Annotated in this window: 25 protein-coding genes; 19 read left to right on the top strand and 6 right to left on the bottom strand. The window is 34.3% G+C overall.

Annotation, left to right across the window (positions count from 1 at the left end; all coding sequences use genetic code 11):
- Nucleotide 1 precedes the first annotated feature (1 nt).
- From YW9_RS0109890 to YW9_RS13170, 3 genes are read right to left on the bottom strand one after another with little or no spacing between them, the layout of a single operon-like run.
- Nucleotides 2-760 (bottom strand): TIGR03915 family putative DNA repair protein, encoded by a 759-nt coding sequence (locus YW9_RS0109890; RefSeq protein WP_018280012.1) that lies wholly within the window; start codon nucleotides 758-760, stop codon nucleotides 2-4.
- Complete coding sequence (locus YW9_RS0109885) at nucleotides 760-2,019, bottom strand: putative DNA modification/repair radical SAM protein (protein WP_018280011.1); 1,260 nt, start codon at nucleotides 2,017-2,019, stop codon at nucleotides 760-762. The genes YW9_RS0109890 and YW9_RS0109885 overlap by 1 nt, the downstream gene beginning before the upstream one ends.
- 59 nt (nucleotides 2,020-2,078) lie before the next feature.
- Entirely contained in the window at nucleotides 2,079-3,011 is a 933-nt protein-coding gene (locus YW9_RS13170; protein WP_018280010.1) for a TlpA family protein disulfide reductase, read from the bottom strand.
- Nucleotides 3,012-3,263: 252 nt separating this feature from the next.
- Here YW9_RS13170 and clpB point away from each other — a divergent pair, with 252 nt between their 5' ends.
- The 8 genes from clpB (at nucleotide 3,264) to YW9_RS0109835 (ending at nucleotide 12,913) form a co-directional block, all read left to right on the top strand.
- Nucleotides 3,264-5,846, top strand: a complete 2,583-nt coding sequence (gene clpB, locus YW9_RS0109875; RefSeq protein WP_018280009.1) for an ATP-dependent chaperone ClpB — start codon at nucleotides 3,264-3,266, stop codon at nucleotides 5,844-5,846.
- A gap of 212 nt (nucleotides 5,847-6,058) precedes the next feature.
- A complete protein-coding gene (sucD, locus tag YW9_RS0109865) occupies nucleotides 6,059-6,934 on the top strand; it encodes a succinate--CoA ligase subunit alpha (protein ID WP_018280007.1) in 876 nt (291 codons plus the stop codon).
- Nucleotides 6,935-7,038: 104 nt separating this feature from the next.
- Entirely contained in the window at nucleotides 7,039-8,037 is a 999-nt protein-coding gene (locus YW9_RS0109860; protein ID WP_018280006.1) for a PLP-dependent cysteine synthase family protein, read from the top strand.
- Nucleotides 8,038-8,297: 260 nt separating this feature from the next.
- Nucleotides 8,298-9,413, top strand: a complete 1,116-nt coding sequence (locus tag YW9_RS0109855) for a PCMD domain-containing protein (RefSeq protein ID WP_018280005.1) — start codon at nucleotides 8,298-8,300, stop codon at nucleotides 9,411-9,413.
- A 9-nt stretch (nucleotides 9,414-9,422) separates the two neighbouring features.
- A complete protein-coding gene (locus tag YW9_RS0109850) occupies nucleotides 9,423-10,190 on the top strand; it encodes an outer membrane beta-barrel protein (RefSeq protein WP_026193958.1) in 768 nt (255 codons plus the stop codon).
- 288 nt (nucleotides 10,191-10,478) lie between these two features.
- Entirely contained in the window at nucleotides 10,479-11,741 is a 1,263-nt protein-coding gene (locus tag YW9_RS0109845; RefSeq protein ID WP_018280003.1) for an aminotransferase class I/II-fold pyridoxal phosphate-dependent enzyme, read from the top strand.
- Between the two features lie 81 nt (nucleotides 11,742-11,822).
- Complete coding sequence (locus YW9_RS0109840) at nucleotides 11,823-12,530, top strand: polyprenol monophosphomannose synthase (RefSeq protein WP_018280002.1); 708 nt, start codon at nucleotides 11,823-11,825, stop codon at nucleotides 12,528-12,530.
- 23 nt (nucleotides 12,531-12,553) lie between these two features.
- Nucleotides 12,554-12,913 (top strand): diacylglycerol kinase family protein, encoded by a 360-nt coding sequence (locus YW9_RS0109835; RefSeq protein WP_018280001.1) that lies wholly within the window; start codon nucleotides 12,554-12,556, stop codon nucleotides 12,911-12,913.
- A 118-nt stretch (nucleotides 12,914-13,031) separates the two neighbouring features.
- Here YW9_RS0109835 and YW9_RS13805 read toward each other — a convergent pair whose 3' ends face one another.
- Nucleotides 13,032-13,163, bottom strand: coding sequence for a hypothetical protein (locus YW9_RS13805; RefSeq protein WP_255320964.1), 132 nt, complete (start codon nucleotides 13,161-13,163; stop codon nucleotides 13,032-13,034).
- 110 nt (nucleotides 13,164-13,273) lie between these two features.
- Between YW9_RS13805 and YW9_RS0109830 the strand changes: the two genes are divergently transcribed.
- The 10 genes from YW9_RS0109830 to YW9_RS0109785 all read left to right on the top strand — a co-directional run bounded on the left by YW9_RS0109830 (nucleotide 13,274) and on the right by YW9_RS0109785 (nucleotide 21,126).
- Entirely contained in the window at nucleotides 13,274-14,038 is a 765-nt protein-coding gene (locus tag YW9_RS0109830) for a hypothetical protein (RefSeq protein ID WP_018280000.1), read from the top strand.
- 12 nt (nucleotides 14,039-14,050) lie between these two features.
- Entirely contained in the window at nucleotides 14,051-14,647 is a 597-nt protein-coding gene (locus tag YW9_RS0109825) for a hypothetical protein (RefSeq protein ID WP_018279999.1), read from the top strand.
- Nucleotides 14,626-15,309, top strand: a complete 684-nt coding sequence (gene prfH, locus YW9_RS0109820) for a peptide chain release factor H (protein WP_018279998.1) — start codon at nucleotides 14,626-14,628, stop codon at nucleotides 15,307-15,309. The genes YW9_RS0109825 and prfH overlap by 22 nt, the downstream gene beginning before the upstream one ends.
- A 128-nt stretch (nucleotides 15,310-15,437) precedes the next feature.
- Entirely contained in the window at nucleotides 15,438-15,746 is a 309-nt protein-coding gene (locus tag YW9_RS0109815) for a hypothetical protein (RefSeq protein WP_018279997.1), read from the top strand.
- Nucleotides 15,747-15,766: 20 nt separating this feature from the next.
- Nucleotides 15,767-16,291: a hypothetical protein gene (locus YW9_RS0109810; protein WP_018279996.1), complete on the top strand. Its 525-nt coding sequence runs from the start codon at nucleotides 15,767-15,769 to the stop codon at nucleotides 16,289-16,291.
- Nucleotides 16,288-16,863 (top strand): RNA 2'-phosphotransferase, encoded by a 576-nt coding sequence (locus YW9_RS0109805; RefSeq protein WP_018279995.1) that lies wholly within the window; start codon nucleotides 16,288-16,290, stop codon nucleotides 16,861-16,863. Before YW9_RS0109810 ends, YW9_RS0109805 begins: the two co-directional genes overlap by 4 nt.
- A 21-nt stretch (nucleotides 16,864-16,884) precedes the next feature.
- Nucleotides 16,885-18,276 carry an RtcB family protein gene (locus YW9_RS0109800; protein WP_018279994.1) on the top strand — a complete coding sequence of 464 codons (1,392 nt, stop codon included), beginning with the start codon at nucleotides 16,885-16,887 and terminating at the stop codon, nucleotides 18,274-18,276.
- A 622-nt stretch (nucleotides 18,277-18,898) separates the two neighbouring features.
- Nucleotides 18,899-19,045, top strand: coding sequence for a hypothetical protein (locus tag YW9_RS13500; protein ID WP_018279993.1), 147 nt, complete (start codon nucleotides 18,899-18,901; stop codon nucleotides 19,043-19,045).
- 341 nt (nucleotides 19,046-19,386) lie between these two features.
- Nucleotides 19,387-19,692, top strand: coding sequence for an immunity protein TriTu family protein (locus tag YW9_RS0109790; protein ID WP_018279992.1), 306 nt, complete (start codon nucleotides 19,387-19,389; stop codon nucleotides 19,690-19,692).
- An 87-nt stretch (nucleotides 19,693-19,779) separates the two neighbouring features.
- Complete coding sequence (locus YW9_RS0109785) at nucleotides 19,780-21,126, top strand: alpha-L-fucosidase (protein WP_018279991.1); 1,347 nt, start codon at nucleotides 19,780-19,782, stop codon at nucleotides 21,124-21,126.
- On the opposite strand, the gene rpe is transcribed toward YW9_RS0109785, so the two are convergent.
- Nucleotides 21,115-21,771 (bottom strand): ribulose-phosphate 3-epimerase, encoded by a 657-nt coding sequence (rpe, locus tag YW9_RS0109780; RefSeq protein ID WP_018279990.1) that lies wholly within the window; start codon nucleotides 21,769-21,771, stop codon nucleotides 21,115-21,117. The genes YW9_RS0109785 and rpe overlap by 12 nt on opposite strands.
- Before the next feature lie 113 nt (nucleotides 21,772-21,884).
- Nucleotides 21,885-22,745 (bottom strand): sigma-70 family RNA polymerase sigma factor, encoded by an 861-nt coding sequence (locus YW9_RS0109775; protein ID WP_018279989.1) that lies wholly within the window; start codon nucleotides 22,743-22,745, stop codon nucleotides 21,885-21,887.
- A gap of 121 nt (nucleotides 22,746-22,866) precedes the next feature.
- Between YW9_RS0109775 and YW9_RS0109770 the strand changes: the two genes are divergently transcribed.
- Nucleotides 22,867-23,862 (top strand): glycosyltransferase, encoded by a 996-nt coding sequence (locus YW9_RS0109770; protein ID WP_018279988.1) that lies wholly within the window; start codon nucleotides 22,867-22,869, stop codon nucleotides 23,860-23,862.
- The last annotated feature ends 136 nt before the right edge of the window (nucleotides 23,863-23,998 follow it).

Here is a 23,998-nt window from a genome sequence, read left to right as displayed (position 1 = left end):
ATTACTTTTTTTCCGTGAGGTATTTCCAATATCTTTTAGGAAGATGTTGTAAGTGTAATTTTTTATTTTTTCGCTCTTTTATATTGGTACTATCAAAATAATTTTTCCAAAGCAGTTCGTAATTTCGTTCTTTTTCGTGTAGAAGTGATGACGGATTGTGAAGATTTTTTTTCATTTGTTCATCAGGGATGAAAAAATCAATCTGTTGCAAATCATAGAATATACCATAATTTCTGTGCAAATCGTAAATCATCCATTTTTGAGAAGAATAACGATTTTTGAAATGTGGAGCAATTAAGGGAAGTACATCAAAATCAGGAGCTATGTGGGCGTAAAAAGAAGAATCCTGAAGTTTCTGAAAACGAACAAAAGCCTCCATACGATGCTTTTCCCTTTTTACGGATTTTACAATTTTTGAAATTTGCATTATGTGACTATCAGCAAAATTTTGGAAAATATTTCTTTTTTCTTGTACAAGGTATTTTATAGCATAGAATATCAGATTTTCTCGCGAATTATTTTCTGACAGGAAAACCAAAAGCAACATCTTAACAGCCGTTCTGTCAGCATATTTTTCAACACCTTTTATAACACGTTCTGCTTTTTCCACATTGGTAACAACAAGATGTTTTTCAGCAAATAAATGTGATATAACAAACTGATTTGAAACAATATTCACATCATTATACTTGTACTCAAACACTTCAAAAACAGCAGTGAGTAGCCCTTCAAAACTACCATCGTAAATCAGTTGTATCATCAGAATAAACTCAATTGTTGCGAAAAATCTTTTCTGTATTTTGATTGTGAATCTTTCAGAATAATTTGACGTAAAGATATTTTATCCAAATGCTTTAAGAAAGGATTTGTCGTCTGAAAATCAATAAAAAACTTAGCTCTATTAACAGCTACTCCCATTTTTTTCAAATGTTCTATTCCAATGATTTGAAATCTCCGTGCATTGATTATTTTTCTGGCTGAAATTTGTCCTATTCCAGGTACTCGAAGTATCATTTCCAATGGAGCAACTTGCAGATTTACAGGAAACTTATCTATATTCCTTAATGCCCAAGCCAATTTTGGATCAATTTCCAAATCCAAAAAAGGACTTTTAGGGTCAAGTATTTCCTGTGCTTCGAACCCATAAAAACGCATTAACCAATCAGCTTGATACAAGCGATTTTCCCGAACCATAGGCACAGGTGTAGAAATGGCTGGTAATCGATTATCTTGAACTACAGGAACATAACCAGAATAATAAACGCGTTTCAGATTGAATTTTTTATAGAAATAATCAGCACTTCGTATTATTTGAATGTCATTTTCACCAGCCGCTCCAATTATAAACTGACTGCTTTGTCCTGCTGGTGCATATTTGGGAGTTGATTTGATTATTTTCTTTTCCGTTTTATGACGAACGATTTCATTTTTCACGAAATCCATTGGTTTCATCATTTCTTGATGATTTTTGTCTGGAGCGAGAAGTTTTAGTCCTGAAACTGTCGGAATTTCAAGATTTATACTTAATCTATCGGCATACAAACCCGCCTCAAGTAGCAACTCTTCAGAAGCTCCCGGAATAGTTTTCAGATGTATGTATCCATTAAATTTCTGCGTCAATCTGAGTTCCTTTGCAACTCGTACCAAACGCTCCATTGTATAATCAGGATTTTTGAAAATTCCTGAACTTAAGAACAAACCTTCAATATAATTTCTCCTGTAAAAATTAATTGTTAAATCCACCACTTCTTCCACAGTAAAAGCAGCTCGTTTAATATCATTGCTTTTTCGTGAAACGCAATAAATACAATCGTAAATGCAATGATTTGTAAGTAAAATTTTCAGTAAAGATACACATCTTCCATCTTCCGTATAAGTGTGGCAAATCCCTGAAAAGGAGGAATTTCCCAATCCTCCTTTAGTGTTTTTTCTATTACCTCCACTTGAAGAACAAGACACATCGTACTTGGCAGCATCTGCCAAAATGGAGAGCTTTTCATTGATTCTATCAAAATTCATTTAGATAATTTTTCAGTTATTTTTTTAGGATTTATTTTGACAAATATAAATTTTATTTATTAATTTTCAAAATATTTTGTAGTAGTTTTCACATAATCATCTATTTTTTCAGAACTTTTAAGCATTTCTAACTGATTTTCTGTAATTCTGGTAGGACGACTAAAACTTTTATAATAACCATCTTTACTTATCAGGATATTATGAGGAATTCCCGCTATCCGAAAAGCCTCTCTCGTTTGCCTCTCATCAATTGAATTCAACTGAATTCCAGCAGGATTTTGTTCTGATATAAATTTTTCCCACGAGGAACGATTGGTATCTAAGGAAATATCTATAAAGATAAGATTTTCGTCATTTTTAAACATTGCCTTAATTTCCTCAAGTCTTGGCTTTTCAGCCTTGCAAGGTCCACACCAAGTAGCCCAAAAAGTCACATACACATTTTTACCTTCAAAATCAGAAAGTTGCACATCTTTTCCTTCTAAATTTTTAAATGTATATTGAGGTAACTTCGTAGGTGATGACTCTCTGAAATCCCACAAAACCATCACATTATGCAAATTTCCCATTTCATCTACGGAAAAGCCTTTCTTTCTGATTATCAATGGTTGTGAAAATAAAAAATATCCAAAAATTCCTAACAGAGGAATCAAAAACAGGAAACGTGTTTTTGGTAGAATTTTTTTTCGCGAAAGTAGCAAAGCCAATACAGCACACAAAATCAAGACAAAAACGAACGGAATGTAAAAAAATTTTAACGGAACGAAAGCAAAAAGTCCTACAAGTAAAAAAGGTAAAAGAGACAATCTAGTTTTTTGATTAATGCGTCCGGCAAAGTAAAATCCCAAACAAGTCATTAGTATAGGAATCCACTTCAATGTTCTTATTTTGTGTATCTCAATAAATCTTGCTAACAAAAATATTATCCCAAAAGTTGCTACACAAACTAAAACTCCTAATATCAACCTACGAAAATCTCCCATTTTATTCATAATGTATAATCCTTTTCTGGCAAAGTTAGTACAATATCAGAAATAAAAACAAAAAACTGACAAAAAGTCATCATTAAAACAATTCTTAACAAAAAGAACAACCTAAATAAAACACTATTAAACAGATATCTAAAATAAAAATTACTTTCAATATATTAAGCTATCAATTTAGAAATAAGACAAAAAGTCATTTATTTTTTAATGGTATAAAAATTGACTTTACTTGAGCGAACACACAAAAACATTAGGACTATGAATTTTAACAATTATACCATCAAATCACAAGAAGCTGTACAACGGGCCCAGCAAATTGCTCAAAGTTACGGACATCAAGAATTGCAAAACGAACACTTTTTCAAAGCCATTGAAGAAGTTGACCAAAACGTATTGCCTTTCTTACTTAAAAAACTGAATATCAACAGAGAGCAACTCTCAAAAGTGTTAGAAACTGCCTTACAAAGTTTTCCAAAGGTTAGTGGCGGACAAATGTCGCTCTCACGCGAAGCAAATACAATGCTCAACGAGGCGGCAAACATCGCCAAAAAAATGAATGACGAATACGTTTCTATCGAGCATTTAATTTTAGCTATCTTTAAGTCAAACAGCAAGATAGGACAATCTCTTAAAGACCAAGGTGTTAAAGAAAAAGACCTTGAAAAAGCCATTCAGGAATTGCGTAAAGGTGAACGCGTAACTTCGGCTTCCGCAGAAGAAACCTACAATTCGCTCAACAAATATGCAAAAAACCTCAACCAAATGGCGGATAGTGGCAAACTTGATCCCGTGATTGGGCGTGATGAGGAAATCCGTCGTGTATTGCAAATCCTTTCTCGACGAACCAAAAACAACCCAATGCTCGTAGGAGAACCTGGGGTAGGAAAAACTGCAATCGCCGAAGGATTAGCTCATCGTATTGTTCAAGGAGATGTTCCTGAAAATCTGAAAGATAAATCCATCTATTCTTTAGATATGGGTGCCTTAATTGCAGGTGCGAAATACAAAGGCGAATTTGAAGAACGACTAAAATCCGTTGTAAAAGAAGTTACTTCGTCAGACGGAAATATCATTCTTTTCATTGATGAAATCCATACGCTTGTGGGTGCTGGTGGTGGCGAAGGAGCAATGGACGCTGCCAACATTCTCAAACCTGCTTTGGCTCGAGGCGAATTACGTGCAATCGGAGCTACAACATTGGACGAATATCAAAAATATTTCGAAAAAGACAAAGCCTTAGAACGTCGTTTTCAGAAAGTTATGGTAGAAGAACCCGATACAGAAAGTGCTATTTCTATCCTTCGCGGAATTAAAGAAAAGTACGAAACGCATCACAAAGTTCGCATCAAAGACGAAGCTATCATTGCCGCCGTTGAACTCTCCGAGCGTTATATAACCAATCGTTTTCTGCCCGATAAAGCCATCGACCTAATGGACGAAGCCGCTGCAAAATTGCGTATGGAAATCAATTCGAAACCCGAAGAATTGGATGTTCTCGACCGAAAAATAATGCAGTTAGAAATTGAAATTGAAGCCATTAAGCGTGAAAATGATGAACAAAAACTCAAAATGCTTTATGCCGATGTAGCCAATTTGAAGGAAGAGCGAAACGCTATTTTCGCCAAATGGCAAAGTGAAAAGAATGTGATTGACGAGGTGCAAATCACTAAAGAAGCCATCGAAAATTACAAACTCGAAGCTGAAAAAGCTGAACGCGAGGGCGATTATGCCAAAGTAGCCGAACTTCGTTACGGAAAAATCAAAGAAGCTCAAGACAAATTAGTACTTCTTCAAGAAAAATTAGACGAAGCACAAGGAAATTCACTTATAAAAGAAGAAGTTACATCGGAAAATATCGCCGAAGTAGTTGCCAAATGGACAGGAATTCCTGTAACGAAAATGTTACAAGGCGAACGCGAAAAATTACTAAAATTAGAAAGCGAACTGCACAAACGTGTCGTAGGGCAAGAGGAAGCCATCGAAGCCATTTCCGATGCTATCCGCCGAAGCAAAGCAGGTTTACAAGACCCAAAAAAGCCTATCGGTTCGTTCCTTTTCTTGGGTACAACTGGGGTCGGAAAAACTGAACTTGCCAAAGCTCTTGCGGAGTATCTGTTTGACGATGAGAATGCTATGACGCGTATTGATATGAGTGAATATCAAGAACGTCACGCCGTAAGCCGATTGGTGGGAGCGCCTCCGGGGTATGTGGGCTACGACGAAGGTGGGCAACTTACTGAAGCCGTTCGTCGAAGACCTTATTCGGTAATTTTGTTGGACGAAATCGAAAAAGCTCACCCCGACACGTTTAATATTCTGTTACAAGTACTTGACGAAGGGCGACTTACAGACAACAAAGGACGTACTGCCGATTTCAAAAACACCATTATCATTATGACCTCCAACATTGGTAGCCATTTGATACAAGAAAGTTTTGAAAAATACGCGAACGACCTTGAAAAAGCCACTGAAATTGCCAAAGATGATGTTTTGCAATTATTGAAGCAATCGGTTCGTCCTGAGTTTATTAACCGAATTGATGATATTGTGATGTTTACGCCACTCACTCGCGAAAATATCCGAAGCATTGTACGTTTGCAATTGCGTTCTATCATTAAAATGGTGGCTCGTGAAAATATTTTGCTCGACGCTACCGATCAGGCGATTGATTATTTAGCAGAAAAAGGCTTTGACCCTCAGTTTGGAGCTCGTCCCGTAAAACGAACACTTCAAAAAGAGGTACTTAACCGATTATCCAAAGAAATTTTGAGTGGTAACATCCACAAAGATAAGACCATTCTGTTAGATGCCTTTGATAATCAATTAGTTTTCAGAAATTAGAAAATTGAAAAATGAATAGTGAAACAAAACTTTGCTGAGATTTTACTTCAGCAAAGTTTTTATTTTTATACCTCAATTCATAATCATCTCTTTTTAGGAAATTTACAAATCAAAATTGATATCATTTTTTTAGCTTTCAATATCTATTCAAAAATAATTTTGAAATTTCAATAAAAAAGTATAGTTTTGCTGAGTACTTAAAGCATAAGAATATGAGTGTACTAGTTAATAAAAATTCAAAAATAATTGTACAAGGTTTCACAGGTAGTGAGGGAACTTTTCACGCTGAACAAATGATTGAATACGGAACAAATGTAGTCGGAGGAATTACGCCAGGAAAAGGTGGACAAACTCATTTGGGAAGGCCTGTTTTTAATACTGTTAAAGAAGCTGTTAAAGAAACTGGAGCCGATGTTTCTATTATTTTCGTTCCGCCAGCCTTTGCAGCTGATGCTATTATGGAAGCAGCCGATGCAGGAATAAAAGTAGTTATCACTATTACTGAGGGAATCCCTGTAGCTGATATGATTCGAGTAGCTAATTACATAAAAGGAAGAGATTGTCGTTTGGTAGGACCTAATTGCCCTGGGGTAATTACGCCTGAAGAAGCAAAAGTAGGTATTATGCCAGGCTTTATATTCAAAAAAGGAAATGTAGGTATTGTTTCAAAATCAGGAACTTTAACCTACGAGGCTGCCGACCAAATTGTGCGTCAAGGACTTGGCATTACAACTGCTATCGGTATTGGAGGCGATCCAATCATTGGAACAACTACTAAAGAAGCCGTAGAGTTACTGATGAATGACCCTGAAACAGAATGCATCGTGATGATTGGAGAAATTGGAGGTCAGTTGGAGCCTGAAGCAGCACGTTGGATTAAAGCTAACGGAAATAAAAAACCAGTGGTAGGATTCATCGCGGGAGAAACTGCACCAAAAGGAAGAACGATGGGACACGCTGGTGCTATCGTAGGTGGAGCTGATGACACTGCCGAAGCTAAAAAACGTATATTAAAAGAATGTGGTATCCACGTAGTTGATTCTCCCGCAAAAATTGGAGAGAAAGTAGCTGAAGTCATTAGAAAGTAATTTTTCAAAATATATGCAAAAGCAGAATTCAAAATAAGGAACTTCTGCTTTTATTTTTTGTTTCAACCTAAAAACACTTTAAATCAAGTAGATACTTATAAAAAATGCAAACAGATAATATACAATATTACAACAACGTTTTGGAACTAATGGGAAACACTCCTTTAGTTTCTTTAGAAAAAATCACAAAAAATTTAAAAGGACGTTACTTTGCTAAAGTAGAAGCCTTCAATCCAGGGCATTCAGCAAAAGACCGCATCGCTCTCTATTTAATTGATGAAGCGGAACGCAATGGAGAATTAAAACCTGGAGGAACAATCGTTGAAAATACATCTGGCAACACAGGATTTAGCTTAGCTATGATTAGTGCCATCAGAGGTTATCGATGTATTTTAGCCATTAGCGATAAATCTTCGCAAGATAAAATAGATATGCTAAAAGCTATGGGAGCAGAAGTACACGTTTGTCCTGCAAGTGTTCCTGCTGATGATCCTCGCTCATATTACAAAACTGCCGAACGACTGCACAAGGAAACTCCTAATTCTATCTACATTAATCAGTATTTCAATGAGAAAAATATTGATGCTCACTACCACTCCACAGGAAAGGAAATTTGGGAACAAACCTCTGGAAAAGTCACACACGTAGTGGTTTGTAGTGGAACAGGCGGAACTATATCTGGAATAGGACGTTATTTGAAAGAAAAAAATCCGAATATAAAAATTTTAGGAGTTGATGCCGAAGGTTCTGCTATTAAAAAGTATCACGAAACTCGCGAATTTGACCCAAATGAATTACACTCATATCAAGTAGAAGGATTAGGTAAGAATATGATTCCTACTGCGACTGATTTCGATATTATTGATGAATTCGTTAAAGTAAACGATAAAGAAAGTGCTTTGGCTGCTCGTAAAATCACTACCGAAACAGGAATCTTCTGCGGATATACCAGCGGTTCGGCATTTGTGGCAACAGAAAAATACGCTCAAAAAGGCTCTTTTGACGAAAACAGCGTAGTTGTTATCCTTTTTCCTGATCACGGCTCCCGCTATATGAGTAAAATTTACAGCGATGAATGGATGAAAAAACGAGGTTTTTTATAACAACAAAATATAAAAATCTTAAGTAGATATTTATACAAAAATCAATCTTATAGATATAATTTTCATCAATAACAAAGCAAAAACAACACAAAACATATATACATCTTCTAAAAGATATGTATATAAAATAGTAAAAATGTATATATATTTTCAAAAAGATATATATACATTTTTTATGAGTTATAAATATCAAAGTATAAAGACATATACTAACAACTTAACTATCTTAATTTCAATTATTTAATTTTAAATATATTTTTATGAGAAATTATTTATTTTTACTATTAATCACAAGTATTTTTATTAGTTCTTGTATCAGAGAAGAAGGAGCTAATCTTGAAGCTGATATTGAAAATGCAACTATTCCTGATGCAAAAAAAATGCTTCGTTCTGAACCTATTATCGGGAATAATTCAATTATTTTCACACTAAAAGAATTCAACGGAAATTACTTATTTTCTCCAAAATTTGAGCTTAGCAAAGGTGCTACAATATATCCAAATAATAGCACTGAATTAGATTTTAGTAAGCCTCAGAAGTATACTGTTATCTCCGAAAATGGAGAATGGAAAAAAGAATATAGCGTATCTTTTGTTGTTGATAACAGCACTGCTCTTCGACATTATTCTTTTGAAAATGCAGAAACCATTAACACAACTTACCCAGAAGGACACTTTCATAAATTCTTCGAAATACTTCAAGAACAAAAAAGATATGACTGGGCTACTGCTAATGAAGGTTATAATACATTAGCAAAGAACTTATTAAAAAAGGGAGAAGAACTTACTCCTGCTGTATATCCTTCGGCACAAATTCCTGATGGATATATAGGAAATGGTATAAAGTTAGAGACAAAAAGTACAGGTTTTTTAGGAGATTTATTTGGAACTCCTCTGGCAGCTGGAAATCTTTTCTTAGGAACGTTCAAACAAACTTTCCCAATTATTAAATCAACAAGGTTTGGAATGAACTACAATTTCAAGGAAACACCTAAAGCTATTAAAGGTTATTTCAAATATTCTGCTGGTGAAAATCTAACGATAACCAAGAGAGAAACGAACCTAACACGCGATACGTGGGACGCTTATGCTATATTATTTGAAAAAACCGAAAAGGATAATTTTCTATACGGAAACCACGCTTTTAAAGATCCGAGAATAGTTAGTGTAGCACGTTTAAAGCCCGAACAACGAATCGAAACTAATCAGTGGACACCATTTGAACTATTTTTTGAGAATATTGATGGGAAGAAATTCAATCCCGAATCCGAATATATGTTTACTATTGTACTGACTTCTAGCATTGAAGGTGACGTATTTAACGGAGCTGTGGGTAGTACTTTATATGTAGATGAAATACAAATTATCACTGAATAAATTAATTTTATGAGAAAAATAATACTTGGAATTGCCCTACTAACAGGGATTATGTGTAATGCACAACAAACAGAAACATCAAAAAATCACTTCTTTAACACTAATATTGATTACCAAATAAGAGCTAATTTCAGCGTTGGAGGCAGTGCTCCAATAGGTATTCCTCGGGAAATCCGAAGAATAGAAAGTTATAACCCAATGATACTTTTAGGAGCAGAAATCAATACAACCAAATGGTTTTCTGACGAGAAAATATGGGGAATACGCTTAGGAATCCGTTCTGAAAGAAAGGGAATGGAAACAAAAGCTCAAGTAAAAAACTACATCACTGAGATTGAAAAATCAGGAGAAAAGATACGAGGTTACTATACAGGAATGGTTAAAACTGAAGTTATAAACTCATATATTAGTTTACCTATTTCGGCAGTTTACAGAATTTCTGATAGATGGAATCTTTACACAGGTGGATATTTCAGCAGAGCCATTTATCAACAATTTAAAGGTTCTGTATCAGAGGGTTATTTACGACAAGATACTCCCATTGGAGCAAAAATAAGTTTTGAGCAGAACGAACAAGCTAAATATGATTTTTCTGATAAAATTCAGAAAACAGAATGGGGAGCTTTGTTAGGAGCAGAATGGTATTTAAGTGATAAATTTTGCTTCTTCCCAGAAATCACATACAGCTTCAATAGTTTACTAAATCCAAATTTTGAAGCTATTTCTTTCAGTTTGCATAATGTGTATCTGAATTTAGGTTTAGGATATAGTTTCTAAATTATTTACTAAAAATATAGAGAAAAAAGGTGATTGATTTAATAAATTTTTAGTAAAACAAGTTCATCAAAACGATAAAAACATACACAGTTGATTGACCTCTCAAAAAAAATATAATACAATTTAAATCAACAACTTAAAACAAAAATACATTATTAAAAGGGATAATTCTAAAAGAAAAATAATGTTAAAAGCAGATAGACTTTAAGAACTTTATGAAAAATTAAATGGTAAATAAAAATTTACTCTTAAATTTGTCCCTCAAAAACGATGAAAAATTAAATAAATATGAAAGATTTATTTGAACACATAAAAGAGAATAAAGGAAATATCGGTCGTTGGGCATCACACGCCGAAGGGTATTATGTTTTCCCTAAATTGGAGGGAGAATTAGGACCAAGAATGCAATTTCAAGGAAAAGAAATCCTAAATTGGAGTATCAACGATTATTTAGGTTTGGCAAATCACCCTGAAATTCGTAAAGTTGATGCCGAAGCTGCTGCTGAGTACGGAGCTGCTTACCCAATGGGAGCTAGAATGATGAGTGGACACACGTCAATGCACGAAGAGTTAGAAAGAAACTTGGCTGAATTTACCCACAAACAAGCAGCCTACTTGCTTAACTTCGGTTATCAGGGGATGGTTTCTATCATCGATGCGTTGGTAACGAAAAACGATGTGATTGTGTACGATGTGGATTCGCACGGTTGTATTATTGATGGAGTTCGTCTTCACTTTGGAAAACGATTTACTTACAAACATAATGACGTAGAGAGTTTTGCTAAAAACATTGAACGAGCTAAAAAACTTGCTGACACTACAGGCGGAGGTATTTTGGTAATTACTGAGGGAGTTTTCGGAATGCGCGGACAACAAGGAAAACTTAAAGAAATCCTTTCATACAAAGAGAAATATGGTTTCCGTATTTTGGTAGATGACGCTCACGGTTTCGGAACGCTCGGAAAAACAGGAGCAGGAGCAGGTGAAGAACAAGGCGTTCAAGACCAAATCGATTTGTATTTCTCTACTTTTGCCAAGTCAATGGCAGGAATTGGGGCTTTTGTTTCGGGAGATAAAGAAATTATCGACTATTTGAAGTACAATTTGCGTTCGCAGATGTTTGCCAAAGCCTTGCCGATGATTTACGTAAAAGGGGCTTTGAAACGTTTGGAAATGCTTCGCACGATGCCAGAACTAAAACAAAAACTTTGGGACAATGTAAATGCACTCCAAAACGGACTAAAATCCAGAGGATTTAACATTGGTGATACAAACACGTGTGTTACACCTGTTTTCTTAGAGGGAAGTATTCCTGAAGCTATGGCAATGGTAAACGATCTACGCGAGAACTATCGTATTTTTCTTTCCATTGTAGTATATCCAGTAATTCCAAAAGGAATGATTCTTTTGAGAATGATTCCAACGGCTTCTCACACAATGAAAGACATTGAAGAAACGCTTAATGCTTTTTCTGCTATTCGCGAGAAATTAGAAAATGGTGTGTATCGTGAGCAAAACGCAGCCTTAGCGGAGCAAATGGGACATATGTAGCAATTAACTACATCACACAAAAATAATAATAGGGCGAATTATAGTTCGCCCTTACTAATTAAGTATCCATACAAATTACGAATGCTTGTAATCATTCCCACATATAACGAAATTGAAAATATTGAGGCTATCATCAAAGCGGTTTTTAGCCAATCCGAAAAGTTTCATATTTTGATTGTAGATGATAATTCTCCCGACGGGACTGCCAAAAAAGTGCAAGAATTACAGCAGATATTCCCTGAAAGATTGTTTTTAGAAATCAGAACAGAAAAAAAAGGACTTGGAACAGCATATATTCACGGGTTTAAGTGGGCTTTACAGCATAATTACGACTATATTTTTGAAATGGATGCTGATTTTTCGCACAATCCAGCTGATTTATTGCGTTTACACGCTGAATGTAGCCAAAATGAAAGTGATATAGCAATAGGTTCACGATATGTTAAAGGAGTAAATGTGGTAAATTGGCCTCTTTCTCGTATTTTGCTTTCATACGGGGCTTCTCTGTATGTAAAAATTATCACAGGAATGAAAATTCACGACCCAACAGCAGGATTTGTTTGTTATTCTCGAAAGGTAATTGAAAGTATTGACCTTGATGAAATCAAGTTTGTGGGATACGCATTTCAAATTGAAATGAAATACAAATCTTTCCTTAAAAACTTTAAAATCAAAGAAGTACCTATTATTTTTATAGACAGAGCAAAAGGAAAATCTAAAATGAATGGAAGTATCATCAAAGAAGCCATTTGGGGTGTGATAGCTATGAAATTGCGAAATATTTTTTAACTTTGCCCACTTACTTTAATAAGATGATTACATTTATTAATCGAAGAATCAAGAGTTTATATTATGTATTTGTAGGGGTTTGGCACTTAATTCGCAAAGAGCCACCAATATTTGTACATACATTTGTTACACTACTTTTATTTTTTGTAGGATTTTATTTCGGAATTTCAAGAACTGAATGGATGATTCAGATTCTCTGTTGTGGCATTGTTTTAACAATTGAAAGCCTCAATACAGCAATCGAAAAAATTTGTGATTTTATCCACCCAGACTATCACAAAAAAATAGGAACTATTAAGGACATTTCAGCTGGTGCTGTGGGTTTTGCTGTAGGCACTGCAACAATTGTTTTAGCGATTCTCTATTATCCCTATTTCTTTTAAAAAGAAAAAAATCAAAAATAATTTTGTCTCTTTCACAAATTATTTTACATTTGCCACCGATTTACACAAAGAAAATAAATGTTTAACATAAAAAAACACGAAGTAAAAATGCTTAATTTCACTCAAAATATCTCGGTTTGTTTGCCATTTTTAGTGGCAAGGCTTCGTGTTGCTCTGTTTTGTTAGAACAATAGTATAATAAAATATTAGAACCCGAAGTCAGCAGATTTCGGGTTTTTATTTTGCTCATAACACTCCCCTACTTATCCAAAGTCTTGGATAAAATTTATCCTAAAAGAAAAAGTTTTATTGCAAAATAATTCCCAAAATCTTTTTTAATCAATTGATAAACAAAGAAAAATGGGAAATTCATATATAGAAAATTCTCGATTAAGAAGCCTTAGAACACGAAAAAGATTGATAAAAGAGGCTTTCGAGAAATACATTCGTCAGCAAAATAAACTATGGCGAAAACTTTGGAATCAGAAGCGAGACATTCCTCTGGTTCCGCTACCTGAACCTTATCAAAAGGGATTTGTGCGTTTTTTTGCACTTCGGGACGACATCGCTCGGAGTAAAAGTGCCGATTTTTTCAATCAAATTTTAGAGAAAATCAACACTTATCAATATTCCGACAATCGTAAATTTCTGAAAAAGAAACGAAAACGAGGTAAAAAAATACAAGTTCCACGCGAACAAAAATTACACAAAATTATCGAATGGCAATTTCCAAAGTATAAAAAATTGGAATTCAACTACAAGGAACAGATATATTTTGTGAAAACCGAAGAATACAATCCGCATCGGAAAGTTTTTGAAACTTACTACGAATTTCGAGACCCTTGGCGATTTGTGTTGCGTGTAAAACCTTATATGATAACACATTATCGTCCACTGGATTTGGATTTGGAGCGAGAACTTGCCCAGTTGGATAAGCTTCTGGATAATCATAAAGTTCGTGGCATCATACAAAAGAAAATAGTTGGTAGAAGCTATGGTTGGAAAGATGTTGAGAAGAAAAAAGGCAAAGAAAAATACAAATACAACAACTTAAAAAACAATAATTTATCAAAAATGAGGGTTTCCGCTACCGAAATTGCTTCTATTTTTGAAGAAACTTTTTAAAAGAAATTGAAAATGAAAAAGATATATAAAGAAAAATACACTCACTTTTGGGAAAACGGAACTTGGGTGGTTTGTCCGAATTGTCAAAAAAATGCTATTATCCATCATACGGGCGAAACTTTCCCAAATCATTCAGTCTTGAAGTGCAATCATTGTGGTTTGATCAAAAAAAGCGGTGATTTATCGCTTTTTAATTTGATTGTTAAACTCAATTGTCCATTTTGTGGCAACAATATTGAACTGACATACCAAGATGTCAAAGAAAAACAATCTTTAATCAATATCAAATGCCGAAAATGTAATAATTTACTCTCCGTAAAGCCTCGTTATCAACCCAATTATTCAACACTTTATACCGATAAAGTAAACGGACTGATGTGTGATAATACTTTCGGTCTGCCCTATTTCTTTCAGGAGAATGTTCGTGGGAATTTGTTTTGGGCAAAAAACGACAAACATTTGTTAGAAATGGAAAATTACATCAGTTCGGATTTGCGCCCTCGAAAAGGAATGACAATGGTAGCAAAATTGCCGACTTTTATCAAAATCAAGAAAAATAAAGAAATTGTACTTAAAATTTTAGAAAAATGGAAAAAATTATACAAATAACTTCAGGAAAAGGACCTTTGGAATGCCAATGGGTAGTCGCTAAAGTACTGAAAATCTTTTTGCAAGAAGCCAAAGAAAAAAATATACAAGCAGAAGTCCTACACCGAGAAGAAGGTGACGAAAACTTAATCTTAAAATCTGTCACACTTCTTTTGAAAGGAACTGATTTACAAGATTTTTTAAAGAATTGGCTCGGCTCAATTTGTTGGGTAGGAAAATCTACTTTTAGGAAATTTCACCAGCGGTCGAACTGGTTTATTGGTGTTTTTGAGCTTTCTCCATCAGAAAAAATAGCTTTCCGTGAAAGTGATATTTCATTTCAAATGGTGCGTTCGCAAGGCAGTGGCGGACAGAATGTGAACAAAGTAAATTCGGCAGTGAGGGCAACGCATCAGCCTTCGGGGGTGAGTGTTTTTGTGCAAGATACGCGTTCACAATTGGAAAACAAGAAGTTAGCCATCGTCCGAATTAAAGAAAAATTACAACTTTTTGAATTGGAGAAACTCAAGCAACAAGCTCAAAATCAGTGGAACACTCATCAGCAAGTGGCGAGAGGCAACGCGGTTCGCACCTTTCACGGAACAGATTTCAAACGGAATTTTGTGGATAAATCTTACAAAAAAGAACGAACAAAAAATAAGAAAATTGATTTTGATGAATAATTGCTAATTGTCAGTTATTAATTTTCTTCTTGTAGACACTTTGTAGACACTCATTTCTTGATGATGTAAGCATTTGTCAGTAGTTTTGTCAAAAAATCATTAACCATTGACAATTAACCTTTACAAAAATGTGGAAAAATGATAGAAAAAATATAGGAAAACGAGGTTCAGAAGAGGGAACCATTATTTCCGATTTAGAACATAGTGACGGAGCCAGAATAACAATAGAAAAAGACGGATTGACCGCTCCTTTTTCTGTAACGCTGGGTGTGTATGGAGAATTTATGCATATCGATTTTTTCTCAACACAATCAGAAGCAGAAAGTTATCAGACAAAAGTAATGCGTGAAATAGAAAAATTATTCGCAATTTTATCCGAAGAAAACCCTGACAGAGGAGCGGAATATCAAAAGATTATCAAAAACATTACACAGTGAAAAATTTAAAATTAAGAAAAATGAAAGACTATATCGCACAAATGTTAGAACTACAAGAAGAAAAGAATAGTTTGTTTTTTGAGTTTCAGAAACTCCCTATCAATGAGCAGGTTGAATATCTGAATACAAAATTAGATTTACAACAATATAACAAATTAAAAACGAATTTTCTGTTAGATGTAATGAATAACTATTACATTGATAATGAAGTACTAATGCAAGTTTGGAAATCTTGGCTTGGCACAAGCATTATGCACGAATGTTATACGCGTATAGGCTTGATTTCTTTTTTTGTCAAAAATCCTGAGTTAAAATCAGAGATGATAACGGAAACTTTTGATTTTATTGAGAAAAATTTGATTGTACAATATTCTGAAAATGAAAGATATAGTGACGACATAATCGTGTATCACGCTGCCTTACTTTTATGGGATTTGGGCTACAAAAATGCCTTGCAATCACTCATCAAAAAATATCAAACCATTTGTGACGATTATTTTGATGAAGAGGAATATGCAGAAATAGACAATTTAGTAGAAAAATGAAAAAGAAAGAATTAAAAAATAGAGAAAATTACAAAAAAATAAGCAAATTCATCAGTTTGGTGTTGCGACACAGCCCTGAAGTCATTGGTATTAGCCTTGACAAAAATGGGTGGACAGATACTGGTATCTTAATAAAAAAACTTTCCTCAAAGTTTGATATTGATTTGAATATTCTCAAAGAAATTGTAGCCTCAGACGACAAGCAACGTTATAGTTTTTCATCTGATTTTACGAAAATTAGAGCCAATCAAGGTCATTCCGTTTCGGTTGACTTAGAGCTACTTCCGCAAAAACCTCCCGTCATTTTGTATCACGGCACAGCTCAACGTTTTGTGCAAAGTATTTATCAAAAAGGTATTCAGAAACAAAACAGACAATATGTACATTTGAGTAAAGATGTGGAAACCGCTCAAAAAGTAGGTAGTCGACACGGAGAAGTTTTTGTTTTTCAGATAGATACTAACAAAATGCTCAGCGAGGGGTATTTGTTCTATCTTTCGGAAAATGGTGTTTGGCTTACTGATGAAGTTCCTACAAGGTTTTTAAGTCCTTATAACAAACTTGTGGAGTGAAAATAATTTGAAAAACAAACAATGGGAAATTTAAAATTAAAAGGAAAAGATTTATTAAAGTTAGGATATCCTAATAATCAGTCGGTTAATGTTGCGTTGGAAGTAATGAAACGCAATTTTAACGATAAAAATCAGGCGTATATAAAATCTTTATTGAAAGAAATTCTGGCAAACCCGAAAGCATTTGAAAAACATCTAACCTTTGGGCAAATCGCTGAAGAATTGCTTTCTTCCAAAAAGACAGAAAAACGCCAACTCAATACACAACGAGCTGATTTCAAAATCTTTGGCGAAAACATTTCGGAGGAAGCCAAAAACCAACTTTACACAGCTTTAAAACTGCCTATTTCGGTAAGCGGAGCGTTGATGCCCGATGCTCACAGTGGTTATGGCTTGCCTATCGGGGGCGTTTTAGCGGTTGAAAATGCTGTAATTCCGTATGGCGTGGGGCTTGATATTGGTTGCCGTATGTGTTTGAGTATCTTAGATATACCTATTTCGTATCTCGATGGTGCGAAAGACAAATATGAAAAAATACTTGTAGAACACACCAAATTTGGAATGTATGAAACTCACAAATCACACATTGAACACGAAATTTTTGACCGAGATACTTTCGAGCTTATTCCAATCCTTAAAAGGCTAAAAGGTAAAGCCATCAAACAAATGGGAACTTCGGGCGGAGGCAATCATTTTGTGGAATTTGGAGAGGTAAAAATTCTGGAGGAAGATGAGCAAATAGGGCTTCCAAAAGGGACTTACTTGGGCATATTGTCGCATAGTGGTTCGCGAGGTTTCGGAGCGGAAATAGCCCAATATTATGTGCGAAAAGCAATGGAACAATGCCCATTACCCAAAGAAGCTCAGCAATTTGCGTGGCTTGACCTCGACACACATCTCGGTTTAGAGTATTGGACAGCGATGAACCTCGCAGGAGATTATGCTTCGGCTTGTCACGAGGATATTCATCGGCGATTGATAAAGGCGTTGGGAGGAAGATTGAAAGCACGGATTGAAAATCATCATAATTTTGCCTGGAAAGAAGTTCACAACGGCAAAGAAGTGATTGTACATCGTAAGGGAGCCACTCCCGCAGGTGAGGGAGAACTTGGTATTATTCCCGCATCAATGACCGAGAAAGGTTTTATCGTTCGTGGCAGAGGAAATCCTGATTCGCTTTGCTCAGCATCGCACGGAGCTGGTAGGGAACATTCCAGAGCGGCTTGTAAAACGCTTTTCACTCAGAGCGACCTCAAAAAAGAACTGAAAAACAAGAAAGTAACACTCATCGGAGGGAATACCGAAGAAGCCCCAATGGCATACAAAAACATCAATGAGGTAATGAATGCTCAAACCGATTTGGTGGACATTTTAGGTAGCTTTCAACCGCGAATTGTGCGAATGGAATCGTGACACGATAGGTATTTTTCCAAAACATATGAAATAAATTATCGGTACATCATATTCTAAAACAAAAGGACGAAGTATTTTTCGTCCTTTTTTGGTTATAAAAATAACGTTTTACATTGCTACCAACTCAACGAATTACAAACCGAATGTAAGATATCAAACCTTTCAAGTATTTTTTAAAATCTGCAATATAGTGCTTCTCCCCTATGTACAATTGTACATAACACATTTCCGTTTTATGCAAAATATAATTTTATTTTTTATAAAACACCAGTGAAATGGCTTATGTAACATTTTATTTTTCATAAAACACCAGTGAAATAGCTCGTGTAACATTTTATTTTTCATAAAACATCAGTGAAATAGCTCGTGTAACATTTTATTTTTCATAAAATACCAGTGAAATGACTCGTGTAACATTTTATTTTTCATAAAACACCAGTGAAACACCCTTTGCGGAATTAGGCGAAGCTCATTTCAGTAGTGAAATATCAGTTTAAACTTAAAAATGCTACTTCATTTCTATATTTTTCATTCAGTTGTAGATATTTTGTAGATATTTTACTTTGTAAAGAATAGAATTTATCATCTATCTTTGTGTTAGATAAAAAGAAATAAATAAAAAATGAAGATTGGAAGGCTTTTTCAAAACCAAGAATTCGTATTTTCTGATTTTAACGGACAGAAAATAGAACAATTAATAGCTGTATATGATGATTCACATTGTAAAAATGTTGTAATGGTCTATCTTAAAGTAAAAAATCATTCGTAGCATCAATTCTTTTTAGATATTGGCATCGGTTTTTGGGAAAATTGGGGAGAAAATGAAATAGAAATAGACGATAGCTTTACTTATATTGACAAAACTAACAATTTTGAAATTAAAAATAACATTATTGATAAAATTTGGTGTGAAATTGACACAAATAACAATAGTCAAATTAACATAAAACTTACTGATGGCAAACAAATTACCTTAAAAACAATATGCAACACACATTGCGAAAACGAAGATAGATTGGAAATCAATAAAATTATCAATAATTCAGAAAATCCATAAGAAAAAAGAGCGAATTACGTTATTTCTTCCAAAATATTCTAAACTTCAATACTATGACAAAAGGAAAAAATATATTCAAATTTCGTGATTGGCTTGTTAAAACTGAAAAACACTCAAATTTGGAACAAGAAATCAACTACATTCATTTTGAGGAAAACGAAACACGAACCAAATCAATTGTAATTGACTTAACCAATGACAAATATGTAGGTCGCTTTACAATGTGGGAAGACGATAGTTGTGTAACAGAACTTATTGAGATAGAAACAGAAAGCAATATTTTATTTTGTAGGTTTGACTTTATCGATTTGGAAGATTTTAAACACAAATACAATGAATTACTGCTTTTTTTCGTCTAAATATTTTCAATAATTCACATAACGGCTCAAATCTTCCTATATTTTTCATATCTTTGAGGCATTAATTTTTTAAATTCTGTAAACTATATGGTAAAAAAATTATTTCTTTCGCTATTTTCTTTAGTATTTTTTAATTTATATTCACAAAATGACCCTACTAACGACAGATTAGATTGGTTCAAAGACGCCAAATTAGGGATTTTCATTCACTGGGGATATTACGGAGTAAATGGAATCACAGAGTCGTGGTCGATGTATCATAAACGCATCTCTCACGCTGATTATCTAAAGCAAGGAGAACAATTTACGGCATCAAATTACAATCCTGAACAGTGGTTGGATTTATTTGACAGAATAGGTGCTAAATATGTGGTTCTGACAACAAAACATCACGATGGAATAGCGCTGTGGGATACAAAATATAGTTCTTTAAACACCGTGAAACACGCGGCTGCCAAAAAAGATTTATTAGTTCCGTTTGTGAATGCAGTTCGTAACAAAGGAATGAAATTAGGATTTTATTATTCACTGTGCGATTGGTCACATCCTGATTATTCTCCCGTTACTTTTGAACGTATTAAAAATGTTAAAAAGTTCTATCCACAAAAAGGACAGAAAAACAGCTCTCCGTGGGAACGATTTGTAGCTTTCAATTTCAATCAGTTAGAAGAATTGAGTGCGTACAAACCTGACCTTTATTGGTTCGATGGTGATTGGGAACACAAAGCCGAAGAATGGAAATCGGCAGAAATTAAAAAAAGTTTATTGAAATGGAATCCTAAGGTAATCGTAAATTCTCGGCTAAATGAATACGGAGACTATAAAACACCAGAACAAGGAGTTCCAATTGTTCGCCCTGAAGGAGCTTGGGAATTCTGTATGACAATGAATGATAATTGGGGGTATTTTCCTTCAGATACAAATTACAAACCAATTGCTCAAATCATTCGTACTTTTGTTGAAGTTATCAGTACTGGAGGGAATTTATTACTGAATATAGGTCCAAAACCCGATGGAACTATCGCAAAAGAACAAGTAGAACGATTGGAAGCTCTCGGACAATGGATTCAAACACACAAAGAAGCTGTTTACAACACTGAAGCAGGACTTCCGTACGGACATTTCTACGGTCCTACGATGTTGAGCAAAGACCATAAAAAACTTTACTTATGTTTGTTCGATTCTCCAAAGAATTACATTCAGCTGAAAGGTATTCAAACAAAAGTAAAATCCATCAAAGTATTAAGTTCAGGTGAAAATCTCACTTTTGAGCGTAACGGAGGAGCCGCTTGGAACAATATCCCAGGAATTCTGAGAATTTCCGTTCCCTCAGAAAAATCACTTAATCCTTATGTTACCATTCTCGAAGTGGAACTTGAAAAGGAACTTGTTTTATATCGAGGTCACGGAAATGCCGTTGAATTAAATATGTAATCGGATATTTTTTAAATTTTCAATTGTTTTCTTCGGATTATCGGAATTGAAAACAAAACTTCCGGCAACTAAAGCATCTGCCCCTGACTCAATGAGTTTTGGGGCATTTTTATCGCTCACGCCACCATCAACTTCAATAAGTGCGTTGGATTTAGCTTTTAAAATAAGTTCTTTGGTTTGGCGTATTTTTTTATACGTATTTTCAATAAATGACTGCCCTCCAAAACCTGGATTTACACTCATAATAAGTACTAAATCAACATCTTGGATAATATCCTCTAAAACAGATACAGGCGTATGCGGATTAAGTGCCACACCAGCCTTCATTCCTTCACTTTTAATAGCTTGAATGGTTCTGTGTAAGTGCGTACAAGCTTCGTAATGAACGGTAAGTATGTCGCTTCCTAATTTTTTAAAAGTAGAAATGTATCTATCTGGATCGATAATCATCAAATGTACATCTAAAGTTTTTTTTGCGTGTTTACTGATGGCATCAAGTACAGGCATTCCGTAAGAAATATTCGGAACAAACACGCCGTCCATAATATCTATATGAAACCAATCGGCTTGGCTTTCATTAACCATTTCTACATCACGTTGCAGATTTCCAAAATCTGCCGCCAAAATTGAAGGTGCTAAAATCATTTCTGCTTTATATTTATTTTTTTTAGTTATAAACGAAAAAACACAAACTCTTAACCTTTTTAAATTCAGATTAAAAGTTTGTATTTTTTTACACGATATTATTTATTGACTGATTACAAATACGTTTTCAAAATCTTGCTTCGAGAAGTGTGTTTCAATCTTCGGATTGCTTTTTCTTTAATTTGACGCACACGTTCGCGAGTGAGTTCAAAAGTTTCTCCAATTTCTTCAAGTGTCATTGCGTGTTGGTCTCCCAAGCCAAAGTACAAACGAATTACATCAGCTTCACGAGGTGTAAGCGTTTCCAAGGCTCGTTCTATTTCAGTACGTAATGAATCCAAAATCAATTCTTTATCAGGATTTGGCGATTCACTACTACGCAAAACATCATACAAATTTGAATCCTCGCCTTCCACTAAAGGAGCGTCCATTGAAATATGACGACCTGCATTTTTCATTGATTCTTTTACATCGTTTACCGACATATCCAATTCCTTAGCAATTTCCTCGGCAGAAGGAACTCGCTCGTGAGCCTGTTCCAAATAGGCGTACATTTTATTGATTTTGTTAATCGAGCCGATTTTATTAAGCGGCAAACGAACAATCCGAGACTGCTCTGCCAACGCTTGTAAAATAGATTGACGAATCCACCAAACAGCATACGAAATGAATTTAAACCCTCGTGTTTCATCAAAACGTTGAGCTGCTTTTATAAGTCCAAGATTCCCCTCATTAATCAAATCAGGAAGTGTAAGACCTTGATTTTGATATTGTTTTGCCACCGACACCACAAAACGCAAATTCGCTTTTGTCAGTTTTTCCAGAGCGATGTTATCCCCAGCCTTAATGCGTTGTGCTAATTCTACTTCCTCATCAGCTGTAATTAAATCCACCTTTCCTATCTCCTGAAGATATTTATCAAGAGAAGCCGTTTCACGATTGGTTACCTGTTTGGTAATTTTTAGTTGTCTCATTTAAAAATTATCCTTATTTTTGTGTTTTCTAAAAAGTATTTTTGTAATAATTACACCTCATTATACGTTTTGTGTAGAAGAAAAGTTACAAAAAGAAGAAACTTTAACATTACTTTAACTAATGAAGTATTCATTCATTATTCCTGTATATAATCGTCCTGATGAAATTGATGAGCTTTTAAATAGTATCTCAAAGCAAACATACGAAAATGATTTTGAGGTAGTTGTCATTGAAGATGGTTCTTCTATTTCTTCGAAAGAAATTTGTAAAAAATATTCAAACATATTAGATATAAACTACATCTTCAAGGAAAATACAGGACCTGGGGCATCACGCAATTACGGAATGCAACGAGCAAAAAATGATTATTTTATAATTCTAGACTCAGATTGTTTATTACCAGAACATTATCTTGAATCAGTAGATGATTTTCTCCAAAAAAATTATGTTGATTGTTTTGGTGGCTCGGATACTGCCGATGATAATTTCACCGATATTCAAAAGGCTATAAATTATGTAATGACCTCATTGTTGACAACTGGAGGCATTCGAGGAAGCAACAAAAGTGTACAAAAATTTGAACCTCGTAGTTTTAATATGGGACTTTCCAGAAAAGCTTTTGAAGCTACAAAGGGATTTGGAAAAATACACCCTGGAGAAGATCCTGATTTGGTTATAAGACTTTGGAAATTAGGTTTTAAAACAGCATTTATTGAAGAAGCTTTCGTGTACCACAAACGCAGAATTTCTTGGACAAAATTTAAAACACAAGTTAGTAAATTCGGACAAACACGTGCCATTCTAAATCATTGGTATCCAGAAACAAAAAAAATAATCTATTGGCTACCTCTTTGCTTTTCTTTAGGACTAATTTTTTCTATTTTGTTTACTTTCTTTGGATATTCACAAGGAATTTTTGTTTACGGCTCTTATTTTATTTTTTTAATGTTAGATAGTGCCAGAGCAAATAAGAACATTAAAATTGGCTTTCTGTCAGTTTGGGCTATTTTGGTACAATTCTTTAGCTATGGTTTTGGCTTTTTGTTTGCTTCTGTAAAACTTTGTTTTTCCTCTAAAAAGCCTGAAATATTATTTCCACATTTATTTTTTCGGTAACAATTTACATTTTCATAAAAACATTAAATATTCTTTTTCAAAAAAATAAAAACGATTGATTCACATCAATCGTTTTTTAAAATAATAAAAAAGAAAACTTAAAAATAAAAATTATGAAAAAAACTTTGTTATTTAC

Source organism: Capnocytophaga cynodegmi DSM 19736, assembly GCF_000379185.1.
GTDB classification, from domain to species: domain Bacteria; phylum Bacteroidota; class Bacteroidia; order Flavobacteriales; family Flavobacteriaceae; genus Capnocytophaga; species Capnocytophaga cynodegmi.
This window is presented reverse-complemented; position numbering and strand designations above follow the sequence as displayed.

Bases quoted from the DNA above. Each gene is read 5' to 3' on its own strand.
- YW9_RS0109890 (WP_018280012.1), bottom strand. From the start codon at position 760: ATGATACAACTGATTTACGATGGTAGTTTTGAAGGGCTACTCACTGCT.
- YW9_RS0109885 (WP_018280011.1), bottom strand. From the start codon at position 2,019: ATGAATTTTGATAGAATCAATGAAAAGCTCTCCATTTTGGCAGATGCT.
- YW9_RS13170 (WP_018280010.1), bottom strand. From the start codon at position 3,011: ATGAATAAAATGGGAGATTTTCGTAGGTTGATATTAGGAGTTTTAGTT.
- clpB (WP_018280009.1), top strand. From the start codon at position 3,264: ATGAATTTTAACAATTATACCATCAAATCACAAGAAGCTGTACAACGG.
- sucD (WP_018280007.1), top strand. From the start codon at position 6,059: ATGAGTGTACTAGTTAATAAAAATTCAAAAATAATTGTACAAGGTTTC.
- YW9_RS0109860 (WP_018280006.1), top strand. From the start codon at position 7,039: ATGCAAACAGATAATATACAATATTACAACAACGTTTTGGAACTAATG.
- YW9_RS0109855 (WP_018280005.1), top strand. From the start codon at position 8,298: ATGAGAAATTATTTATTTTTACTATTAATCACAAGTATTTTTATTAGT.
- YW9_RS0109850 (WP_026193958.1), top strand. From the start codon at position 9,423: ATGAGAAAAATAATACTTGGAATTGCCCTACTAACAGGGATTATGTGT.
- YW9_RS0109845 (WP_018280003.1), top strand. From the start codon at position 10,479: ATGAAAGATTTATTTGAACACATAAAAGAGAATAAAGGAAATATCGGT.
- YW9_RS0109840 (WP_018280002.1), top strand. From the start codon at position 11,823: ATGCTTGTAATCATTCCCACATATAACGAAATTGAAAATATTGAGGCT.
- YW9_RS0109835 (WP_018280001.1), top strand. From the start codon at position 12,554: ATGATTACATTTATTAATCGAAGAATCAAGAGTTTATATTATGTATTT.
- YW9_RS13805 (WP_255320964.1), bottom strand. From the start codon at position 13,163: ATGAGCAAAATAAAAACCCGAAATCTGCTGACTTCGGGTTCTAATATT.
- YW9_RS0109830 (WP_018280000.1), top strand. From the start codon at position 13,274: ATGGGAAATTCATATATAGAAAATTCTCGATTAAGAAGCCTTAGAACA.
- YW9_RS0109825 (WP_018279999.1), top strand. From the start codon at position 14,051: ATGAAAAAGATATATAAAGAAAAATACACTCACTTTTGGGAAAACGGA.
- prfH (WP_018279998.1), top strand. From the start codon at position 14,626: ATGGAAAAAATTATACAAATAACTTCAGGAAAAGGACCTTTGGAATGC.
- YW9_RS0109815 (WP_018279997.1), top strand. From the start codon at position 15,438: ATGTGGAAAAATGATAGAAAAAATATAGGAAAACGAGGTTCAGAAGAG.
- YW9_RS0109810 (WP_018279996.1), top strand. From the start codon at position 15,767: ATGAAAGACTATATCGCACAAATGTTAGAACTACAAGAAGAAAAGAAT.
- YW9_RS0109805 (WP_018279995.1), top strand. From the start codon at position 16,288: ATGAAAAAGAAAGAATTAAAAAATAGAGAAAATTACAAAAAAATAAGC.
- YW9_RS0109800 (WP_018279994.1), top strand. From the start codon at position 16,885: ATGGGAAATTTAAAATTAAAAGGAAAAGATTTATTAAAGTTAGGATAT.
- YW9_RS13500 (WP_018279993.1), top strand. From the start codon at position 18,899: ATGAAGATTGGAAGGCTTTTTCAAAACCAAGAATTCGTATTTTCTGAT.
- YW9_RS0109790 (WP_018279992.1), top strand. From the start codon at position 19,387: ATGACAAAAGGAAAAAATATATTCAAATTTCGTGATTGGCTTGTTAAA.
- YW9_RS0109785 (WP_018279991.1), top strand. From the start codon at position 19,780: ATGGTAAAAAAATTATTTCTTTCGCTATTTTCTTTAGTATTTTTTAAT.
- rpe (WP_018279990.1), bottom strand. From the start codon at position 21,771: ATGATTTTAGCACCTTCAATTTTGGCGGCAGATTTTGGAAATCTGCAA.
- YW9_RS0109775 (WP_018279989.1), bottom strand. From the start codon at position 22,745: ATGAGACAACTAAAAATTACCAAACAGGTAACCAATCGTGAAACGGCT.
- YW9_RS0109770 (WP_018279988.1), top strand. From the start codon at position 22,867: ATGAAGTATTCATTCATTATTCCTGTATATAATCGTCCTGATGAAATT.